Genomic DNA, 9,480 nt, shown 5'->3' with positions numbered 1-9,480 from the left:
GGGGTGCTTTCTGCATCCGTGCCTGCGCCGTGGGTTTGCACGAGCGGGGGGGGGGCGCTGCGCGGGGGGCCGCCGTGGCCGCCGCCCTTCTCCGAGGGGTGGGACCGCGTCGTGGTCACAGCTGTTCGCGCTCCTCGGTGACTGTCACGCCTAGCTGGCCCAGTGCGGTGTCCGCGCGCCGCGCGGCCTCGCCGCCGGTACGACCGGTTGCCACGACACTGCCGATGACGTCCACGTTGTCGCGGGCTCGCCGGACCTGGTCCCCCGCCTCTGCGTGCACCTCGACTTCCACGGTGCCGGGCACGTGTGCGGCGAGGTCCAGGCCGTGTACACCGGCCAGCTGTCCGGTGTCCGGCGAGGTGAGGTAGCGCGAGGCCGCGCCGCCCAGCTCCCGTACCTTCAGATCGGGCCGCTCACCGGTGTACAGCCGGACCAGTTCCCGCTGGAGGTCGACGCCGACGGCCTCCCTGATCAGCCTGGTGATCCAGGCGCCGGGCATGCGGGCGTTCACCTCCACGAGGCGTGGCCCGCGGGGGGTGAGCTTGATCTCGACGTGGGCCGCTCCGAAGTCGTGTCCCAGCGCCCGGAGCGCGGCCAGCGCTGCGGTGCGGGCCTCTTCCTGGACGCTCCCGGGCAGCACCGAGGGGAAGGTCTCGCCGAGTTCCACGAAGTGCGGGTGCGGTCCCAGGGCCTTGTCGGTGACACCGAGTACGACGTGCTCACCCGCCTCGGTGGCTACGATCTCCACACTCACCTCGGGCCCGATCAGGTACTCCTCCACCAGTACACCGGGTTTGCGAAGCCCGCCCCGGAAGTCCTCGGGGCTGGCCGTGATCGTGTGGAACTGCTCTACCACCTCGGCGGTGGTCCGGCAGAGCCGGACGCCGATACTGGCGGCATCGGTCAGGGGTTTGACCACGCAGGGCAGCCCCAGCGTCCGGGCGGCGACCGTAGCCCCCTCGGCAGTCCGGGCCCAGTGCCAGCCCGGTGTGGGCACTCCGGCCTGGTGGCAGGTCTGCCGGGTGAGTTGCTTGTCGCAGGCCCGTCGGGCGGCCTGCGGGTCGAGGCCGGGCAGGTGCAGGGCCCGGGCGGCTTCGGCCACCACGGGCACGTTGTAGTCGTTGGTCGTGAACACCCCCCGCAGGTCCGCCTCCTGAGCCAGTGCCGCCACCACGGCTGCGGGATCCTGGGTGTCGCAGATGACCACCCGGCCGGCGCACTCCTGCCAGGCGGTCCGGCTCTCGGGTGTGCGGGTGTAGACGCCTAGGTCCCGGGTGAGGAACAGGGTGTCGAAGCCGAGTTCCCGCGCGGCGACCAGAGGAGTGCGGCCCACCGGGGACAGCCAGGTCTCCACCACGGCGAAAGTACCGAGCGCGGTCATGCCTGCTTTCCCTTGTGCGAGCGGGCGTACTGGTAGAGGAGTTCCGCGCCGATCTCGGCCGCGAAGAGTGCCGTGATGCCGGCGACGTCGTGGGCGGGGCACACCTCCACCACGTCGAATCCGACTGGCCGCAGCGCCCCTACGCCCCGGATTAGAGCCAGCACCTCGCGGCTGGACAAGCCGCCTGGTGCGGGGGTACCGGTGCCGGGCGCGAACGCCGGGTCGGCGACGTCCACGTCCACCGACACGTAGAGCGGCAGCCCGGCCGTCTTGGCCTGCAGCAGGTCGAGCACCAGGCGGATGCCATCCTCCATCACCTGGTCGGCGGTCACGATGCTCACCCCCTGCTCTCGCGCCCAGGCCAGCGAGTCCACCGCGGGAGTGTGGCCGCGGATGCCGACCTGCACGAGCGCGCCCGGGGCCACCAGACCCTCCTCCAGGGCGTGCCGGAACGGGGTGCCGTGGTGGAAGGTGCCGCCGTAGACGGGAGGGTAGGTGTCGGAGTGCGCGTCCAGGTGCAGCACGGCCAGCGGGCCGTACCGGGCGTGGGCTGCCCGGAGCGCCGCCAGGCTGAGCGAGTGGTCGCCGCCGATCATCAGCAGGGCGTCGTTGCGTTCGGCCAGCTCGGCGAGTCGGCTGGTGGCGAGGGCCATCGCCGCGCCCATGTCGTACGGGGAGAGGTCAATGTCACCGGCGTCCACGGCGCGGATCAGGTCGAAGGTGCCCTGCGGCCGGTCGACACCGGTGCCGTGCAGCAGCACGGACTCGGCCCGCACCGCGCGCGGGCCGAACCGCGCGCCGGGACGGTAGCTGGTGCCGCCGTCGTACGGGGCGCCGACCACGACCACGTCGTACCCTTCCGGATCCGGCTGGTGCGGCAGGCGCATGAACGTAGGCAGTTGGGCGTAGCGGGGTGAGGAGACCGCGTCGATCCGCTCCGCGCTCATGGGTGGAGTCCTTACGTTGTAGGTGGGTTGGTTTCGGTCACTCGTAGGATCGAAAGACCCAGGGATGCTGGGTGTGGCTTGGTGGGTTCAGCCCAGTGGTGGCATGAAAGGATTGGCCGCTCGGCATCCCGCGACAACTCGACCACTCATTGGGATGCGCGGCACAAGATCGCTTGGTAAGGACACGCTGGCGAGGTCGTCTGCTGGGCTGTGAACGGATACGACTTCGGAGGTGGCCGTGCCCGAGCTGTGGGCCGGTACGGATGCGGGCAAGGCCGCGCATCACTGCGTGGTGCCCAGCGCTGACGGCAAGCGCCGGCTGTCGCGTCGGGTGGACAACGACGAGACCGCTCTGCTCAAACTAATCGCCGATGTGCTGGAGTTGAGCCAGGGCGACCCGGTGACCTGGGCGATCGACCTCAACGCCGGCGGAGCCGCGCTGATGATCGCTCTGCTGACCGACAACGGCCAGCAGGTGCTCTACATCCCCGGCCGCACTGTCTACCACACCTCCGGCTCCTACCGGGGCGACGGCAAGAGCGACGCCAAGGACGCCTTCGGCATCGCCGACCAGGCCCGCATGCGCCGCGACCTGGAGCCGATCCACCGGGGCGACGACATCGCGGTGGACCTGCGCATCCTCACCTCGCGCCGCCTGGACCTCGCGGCCGACCGCACCCGGGCGATCAACCGGCTGCGGGCCCAGATGCTGGAGTACTTCCCCGCCCTGGAACGCGCCTTCGGCTACAAGACGTCCAAGGCGGCCCTGGTGCTGCTGACCCAGTACCAGACCCCGGCCGCCCTTCGGCGGATCGGCAGGAACCGGCTCGCGGCCTGGCTGAAGAACCGCAAGGTCCGCAACTACCAGCTCGTCGCGTCCACCGCGGTGGAGGCCGCCGAGGCCCAGCACACAACCGTCACCGGGGAGAAGCTGGCCGCCGCCATGGTGGCCAAGCTCGCGAGGGAGGTGATGGCCCACGATGAGGAGATCGCCGAGACCGACGCCCTGATCGAGGGCCGGTTTCGCGACCACCCGCACGCCGAGGTGATCCTGAGCATGCCCGGCATCGGTCCCGTCCTGGGCGCCGAGTTCATCGCCCACACCGGCGGAGACCTGAGCATCTTCGCCAGCGCCGACCGCCTCGCGGGCGTCGCCGGCCTGGCCCCGGTCCCGAAGGACTCCGGACGCATCAGCGGCAACATGCGCCGCCCACGGCGCTACTGCCGACGCCTGCTGCGGGTCTTCTACATGTCCGCCATGGTCGCCGCCCGTTCCTGTCCGGTCTCCAGCGCCTTCTACGAACGCAAGAGAGCAGAGGGCAAAGGCCACAAGCAAGCGATCGCCGCCCTGGCACGACGCCGCCTGAACGTCCTGTGGGCCCTCATACGTGACGGTCGGCCCTTCGAGCTCACGGCGCCGCAGACCCCCGTCGTGCTGGGCTGACACGCTCACAGTGAGTCACCATCACGGGTTGACAACTCCATTGGGAATCCTTTCGGCAGAACATCGTCCAGCGCGATGTCATCCGGGTGGGTACGCCCGGATATCAGGGCGTCGTACAGGGCTTCCAGGGCCTGCTGCTTGGCCTGGCGGACCTCCTCCGGGGCGATGTCCCGTGCCAGGAAGAGGGCGGTCAGGGCACTGCTGGTGCCAGAGCCTTCGTGCACGCCGAGCTTCGGCCGGTTGACGGTGGCCTCGGGCAGCAGATCGGCCGTCGCGCGCCGCAGCACCCACTTGTCGATCCCGTCGCGACGCTTGAGGCCGGCTTCCAGCGTGACCAGCGTGTCGAGCACCTCGCGGTCCCAAAACGGGTGGCTGGACCAGTGCCCGGCCACGGCCGCGAGGGTGGGGCTCATCTCGTTCAGCCCGTCGAAGGTGGCCATGTCACGGGCGACCAGGTCGTCCAGCTCCGGCAACCGCTCGGCGTGGCGGTGCATGCCACCCAGCGGGATGTCCGCGCCGTAGCCGGTGAGGATCCGGCGTGGTGGACCGTCCAGGCGGCGGTAAAGCGCGACGAGCGGCAGCAGGTACTCGATGATGTCCGGGTCGGAGACCTCGGCCGCCCAGACAGCCCACGGGAGGTCGGCCAGCAGGTCCTGCGTGGTCAGGGTGAGCTCGGTGTGCCGCAGACCGGGGTGGAGCCCGCCCAGGTGCTCGACGACCAGCCGCGCCGCGGGGAACTCGTCGCTCAGGTCGGTGCCCATGGAGACCGTGCTCAGCCCCAGACCCGCACCGGCCGCGAGGGCGGCGACAGAGCTGGAGTCGATGCCGCCGGACAGCACGATCGTCGGCGTGCCGGTGCCCGGCAGCCGGGTGCGGACGGCCTGTTCCAGTACCTGCCGGGTCCGCGCGATGGCCTGTTCCGGCAGCGGCAGGTGGCGGGCCGGTGAGGGCTGCCAAGTACGGAAGGCGCGGGCCGCACCGGTCTCCAGGGCGAGCACCGCCACGGTACCGGCCGGGAGCTGCCGCACCCTGTCGCTGCCCCGCACAGGGAGCAGGCCGCCGGGCAGGCCGCGCACGCCTTCCGGGCGGCCGTCGTCGGCCGTTAGCAGGGTCTTCGCCTCCGTGCTCAGGAGGACCGCCGTCGCGGTGCGCCGGAGGTAGAGCGGCACGCCGCCAGCGTGGTCGGTGGCGGCCAGGAGGACGGGACCGTCGCACAGCACGGCGGCGAAGCGGCCGTTGAGCATCCGGAAGGCGTGCTCACCGTAGCGGGCGTAGGCCTCGGCCAGCAGCTGGGCGTCGGTCACCTCGGGAGTGCCCGGCTCGTGCCCGGTGGCCCGGGCCAGCTCCTGGCGGTTGTAGAGCTCGCCCGCCAAGAGCACGGACACGTCGCCGTGGCGAGCTGACGCCGCGTCAGTCGGATGCTTCTCCAGGGTGAGCATCCAGCCGGCCCAGGTGTGCCTGGCCCCCCGGTGGTGCACGGGCTGCAGTTGCCCCTTGGCGGCGAACAGCGGTTCACGGAGCTCCGGCAGCTCCTTGGGAGCGGCCGCCGCGGCGACCACGAAGGCCGCCGCAGCAGGTGTCACCGGACTGTGCATCAGATGCTCAGCGCTCCAAAGCCGCCAGGCTGGAAGTCGTACGCGATCGGCACCTCGATCAGGAACGGCCGTCCGAGCTCCGCGCCCTTGCGGAGCGCGGCGAGCAGGTCCTCGCGGCTGCCGGCCCGGGTGGCCTCCACCCCGTTGGCCTGGGCGAGCGCGACGAAGTCCACGCTGCTGAAACGGATGGCGGAGTCGTGCGAACGGTGGTGCCCCATGTTCTGGTAGAGCTCGATCAGGCCGTTGGTGTCGTTGTTGACCACGACAATGACCAGCGGCAGGTTGAGCCTGGCGATAGTCTCCAGATCGGCGCTGTTGGAATGGAACCCGCCGTCGCCCGCGATGAGGAAGGTGGGCTCGCCCGGACGGGCCAGCTGCGCGCCCATGGCGGCTGGCAGGCCGTAACCGAAACTGGAGCATCCGGCCGAGGTGAGGAATCCGTAGGGCTGGTCCGCGCGGGCGAACAGCACTCCGTAGTGGCGGAAGAAGCCGATGTCGCTGACGACGGTGCCGCGGCCGGGACCGGCGACCTGCTCCAGGACGGTGTTCATCGAGTCGATGACCTGGTGGACGCGCATGCCGTCCTGGTACTCCGCCGGGTCGGCCAGAAACTCGGCGATCCGGGCCCGCAGACCCGAGATGTCGTGGGGCGTCCGTGGCTCGACGGCCGCGGTGGCGGCGTCCAGGGCGGTGGCGAACGCCGCCACGTCGGTGACGACGTCCACCGACGGTCGGTAGACGCGCGGGACCGGGTTGGTGGTCGGGGCTATCCGCACCACGGTCTTGTCGACGCCCCGGGTCCACATGGAGGGGCGCAGGTCCTCGGCGTAGTCGTAGCCGACGGTGAGGATGACATCGGCGGGGCCGAAGAGCTCGTCCAGCGCGGGGTAGTCGAGGATGCCATCCATGTAGCCCGTGACGGCACCGTAGTTGAGCGGGTGGGCGTGCGGCATGACGCCCTTGGCGATGTAAGTGGTGATGACGGGGATGCGCAGCCGCTCGGCCAGGGCACGGAGCTGCTCGACAGCGCCCGAGCGGATTGTGGAGGCGCCGACCACCAGGACCGGATGCTCGGCCCCGGCGATCAACTCTGCGACCTTCGGCACCTGATCCTGCCACCCGGCGTCCACGGTGGCGACGGGCTTACCTAAGCGGGGGGCTTCCGGCGCCGGCGGGGCGTCCTCCGGGAGCGGCGCACCAAGCAGGTCGACGGGCAGGCTGATGAATCCCGGGCCGACCGGCTCGGTCATGGCGGCGGTGACGGCGGAGTCCACCAGGTCGGTGATCTCGTCGGGACGCTCCAACTGCCGTGCGTACTTGGTCATGGGCGTTATGACGGCAACGGAGTCCAGGCACTGGTGGGTGTCGCCCGGGAAGATGTCGTAGGACTCCGACTGGGCGGCGAGCGCAATTACGGGGCTGCGGTCCAACAGCGAAGTCGCCACTCCGGTGGACAGGTTGGTCATGCCGGGGCCGAGGGTGGCGAAGCAGGCCTGCGGCTGGCCGGTGAGCCGGGCGAGCACGTCGGCGGCGACTCCGGCGGTGAACTCGTGCCGGGTGAGGACGAAGTCGATGCCGTCGACCTCGTCGAACAGGATGGATGCGGCTTCGCGGCCGACGACGCCGAAGACGTGCCGCACGCCGTGGGCGTGCAGGCGCTCCAACAGAGCGACAGCGGCCGTTCGACTTCCGGCAGGAATAGCGGAGACTCGCGACACCAAAAGACCCTTTCTTCTCGTGCGCAGCGGTACGGCCCCCTGGCGAATTGGATTCCCGGGATGCTTGTCGTGCGCACCAGGGGCATGCCGAGCGCATGCCGCGGAAATGTACGGAATTAAAAAGGCCACACAAAGGAGCTGGTGGGCCAGGGGCGATATGGGACCACCTTGGCGCGCCGGTGCAACCGGGCTCAACTGCCTGGGTTCGATGCCGTGCTGACCATGCCCCCTCCCAGCGCGAACACGAGCTGATCACCAGTCACCATGATCACCATAAGGCAAAGGTATGCATCGCCAGGAGTGATCTGCATCACTCAATCGATACCGACATTCGGACACAATGGCTTATATCAACTATTTTTGTGCGAGACTTTGCAGCTGCGGCGGCATGATCTGTACACTCCGATGTATCTCTATGCGGTCCTGAGCGAGAAAGTGTCACGACTATGGGTCAGATCTCTCCTGCCGGATTCCGGAGCATCTCCACGAATATCGGCGTGAAAGACGGGGTCGAAGACTTCACGGTGGTCCTCTCTGCCGTCCCGGCGACCAGCTCGGCGGTATTCACGCGGTCGCGCTTCGCGGGCCCGAGCGTACGGCTCAGCCGGAGTGTGGCCGACGCCCGGGGGATTGTGGTCGTGTCCGGCAATGCCAATGTCGCCACGCCGCAGGGCTTGGAGCACGCCACTCTGCTGCGGGAGCTCGTGGCCGAGCGGGCCGGTGTCCCCGCCGAGGAACTGATCGTCGCCTCCACCGGCGTGATCGGGCGCCCTTACCCCATCGAGCGCATGCAGGAGGGCCTGCGTACCCTCGACTGGCCGTTGCCGGAGGCGGACTTCGCGGCCGCGGCCCGGGGCATCATGACCACCGACACCCGCTCGAAGCTGCACACGACCCGTTGCGGCGACGCCACCGTGGTCGGCATCGCCAAGGGGGTCGGGATGATCGAGCCGAACATGGCGACCCTCCTCACCTTCTTCTTCACCGACGCCGCGGTGCCGCAGTCCGAACTGGACGCGATCTTCCGCCGCGTGGTCGACGTGACGTTCAATGCGCTGAGCATCGACACCGATACCTCGACCAGTGATACCGCTGCCGTCATCGCCAACGGCGCGGCTGGCCCCGTTGACCTAGCGGCCTTCGAACAGGCCCTACAAAGCTGTGCGCTGGCGCTGGTCAAGGACATCGCCTCGGACGGTGAGGGCGCCACTAAGACGATCACCGTGGAGGTGACCGGCGCTCGTGACGCGGCTCAGGCCAAGCGCGTCGGCAAGGCGATCGTCAACTCACCGCTGGTCAAGACCGCCATTCACGGTGCCGATCCGAACTGGGGCCGGATCGCGATGGCGATTGGCAAGCTTCACGAGGAGACCGACATCCACCCCGAGGCGGTCCGGATCGCTTTCGGTGACAAGCAGCTCTACCCGGCCGAACAAGCCGCCACCCTGTTGGCGGACGCCGCCCGATGCCTGACGGACAATCAGGTCACACTGCGGGTCGATCTCGGGATCGCAGAAGGCGAGTTCACGGTGTACGGCTGTGACTTGACCGAGGGCTACGTCAAGCTGAACGCGGACTACACCACCTGAACGGCCGCCACCTCACCGGATCCGAAGGCCGCCACCGCGCGGCTGGTGTGGGACGGGCTGGCGAACTTCTTCCACCCCGAGCGCATCTCCTACTACGCGATGTCCGCCATCGGTTTCCGGCTGAATCCGCAGCACGTTTTCGACTACCGCAACTACGCCAACGAGGAGTTCATCGAGTAGCCGAGGGGGATCTCACCCCTCGGCCCTCACAGAACCGTGCGTAAAAGTCTCCCGTTACACGGCTCTTGTCGTTCTGATCATCAGATCTCGCAGGCGGCGGTGGTGAGGCGCCAGTGTGCGAACATCCGCGGGTACCGCTGTGCGATCTCCACGAGCTTCGCGTGGGCCTTCCGGCGGCTTGCGAGCCGCTTGTACTTCTTGCGGATCCAGCGCACCAGGTAGGCGTTGATGCGCATCACGAAGGGGATCAGCTCCCACGGCCGGAAACGTCCGTAGTAGTTGATCCACCCCCCGACCACACGGTTGATGGTGCGGGCGAGGTCTCCGAAGGAGGTGCCGCTACGCAGGTGCAGTTGCCAGGAACGCACCTCGCGACCGATCCGGGTCAGGGCCTGTCTGCTGATGGCCGGCTCGAACGACAGGAACTGCTTGCCGTGCCGATTCCGGTTCTTCCTGGGGCGGAACGTGTACCCGAGGAACGTGAACGACGTGTGCTCGTAGGAGCCACGCCGGTACGAGTCCCTGCAGTAGACGGAGGTTTCCCCCTGGTCGTGGACACCCTGGACACTGGAACTATGAAGTTCCAGAGATCAGGAGTTCCCGTTGGGGACCTACAAGTACTCGGA

General features: G+C 68.9%; 8 protein-coding genes. 3 read left to right on the top strand and 5 right to left on the bottom strand.

Annotated elements, in window-relative coordinates; translation table 11 throughout:
- Positions 1-115 precede the first annotated feature (115 nt).
- Positions 116-1,381: an ATP-grasp domain-containing protein gene (locus ACFC02_RS39925; protein WP_376367500.1), complete on the bottom strand. Its 1,266-nt coding sequence runs from the start codon at positions 1,379-1,381 to the stop codon at positions 116-118.
- Complete coding sequence (gene speB, locus ACFC02_RS39920; protein WP_376367498.1) at positions 1,378-2,328, bottom strand: agmatinase; 951 nt, start codon at positions 2,326-2,328, stop codon at positions 1,378-1,380. The genes ACFC02_RS39925 and speB overlap by 4 nt, the downstream gene beginning before the upstream one ends.
- A gap of 232 nt (positions 2,329-2,560) precedes the next feature.
- On the opposite strand from speB, the gene ACFC02_RS39915 reads away from it, so the two are divergent.
- Positions 2,561-3,772, top strand: a complete 1,212-nt coding sequence (locus tag ACFC02_RS39915; protein WP_376367496.1) for an IS110 family transposase — start codon at positions 2,561-2,563, stop codon at positions 3,770-3,772.
- Positions 3,773-3,777: 5 nt separating this feature from the next.
- On the opposite strand, the gene ACFC02_RS39910 is transcribed toward ACFC02_RS39915, so the two are convergent.
- On the bottom strand, positions 3,778-5,367 hold the full coding sequence (locus ACFC02_RS39910) for an asparagine synthase-related protein (protein WP_376367494.1): 1,590 nt from the start codon (positions 5,365-5,367) through the stop codon (positions 3,778-3,780).
- Positions 5,367-7,085 carry a thiamine pyrophosphate-binding protein gene (locus tag ACFC02_RS39905; protein WP_376367492.1) on the bottom strand — a complete coding sequence of 573 codons (1,719 nt, stop codon included), beginning with the start codon at positions 7,083-7,085 and terminating at the stop codon, positions 5,367-5,369. Before ACFC02_RS39905 ends, ACFC02_RS39910 begins: the two co-directional genes overlap by 1 nt.
- Before the next feature lie 446 nt (positions 7,086-7,531).
- Here ACFC02_RS39905 and argJ point away from each other — a divergent pair, with 446 nt between their 5' ends.
- Both argJ and ACFC02_RS39895 read left to right on the top strand, forming a co-directional pair.
- Complete coding sequence (gene argJ, locus ACFC02_RS39900; protein ID WP_376367490.1) at positions 7,532-8,674, top strand: bifunctional glutamate N-acetyltransferase/amino-acid acetyltransferase ArgJ; 1,143 nt, start codon at positions 7,532-7,534, stop codon at positions 8,672-8,674.
- Between the two features lie 45 nt (positions 8,675-8,719).
- Positions 8,720-8,854 (top strand): hypothetical protein, encoded by a 135-nt coding sequence (locus tag ACFC02_RS39895; protein WP_376367488.1) that lies wholly within the window; start codon positions 8,720-8,722, stop codon positions 8,852-8,854.
- 80 nt (positions 8,855-8,934) lie between these two features.
- On the opposite strand, the gene ACFC02_RS39890 is transcribed toward ACFC02_RS39895, so the two are convergent.
- Positions 8,935-9,234 (bottom strand): group II intron maturase-specific domain-containing protein, encoded by a 300-nt coding sequence (locus ACFC02_RS39890; protein ID WP_376367504.1) that lies wholly within the window; start codon positions 9,232-9,234, stop codon positions 8,935-8,937.
- Positions 9,235-9,480 lie beyond the last annotated feature (246 nt).

Origin of the sequence: Streptomyces sp. NPDC056160, assembly GCF_042268205.1 — a bacterium.
GTDB lineage: Bacteria > Actinomycetota > Actinomycetes > Streptomycetales > Streptomycetaceae > Streptomyces.
The sequence above is the reverse complement of the archived record's forward strand: the minus strand, read 5'-3'. Positions and strand labels throughout refer to the sequence as shown.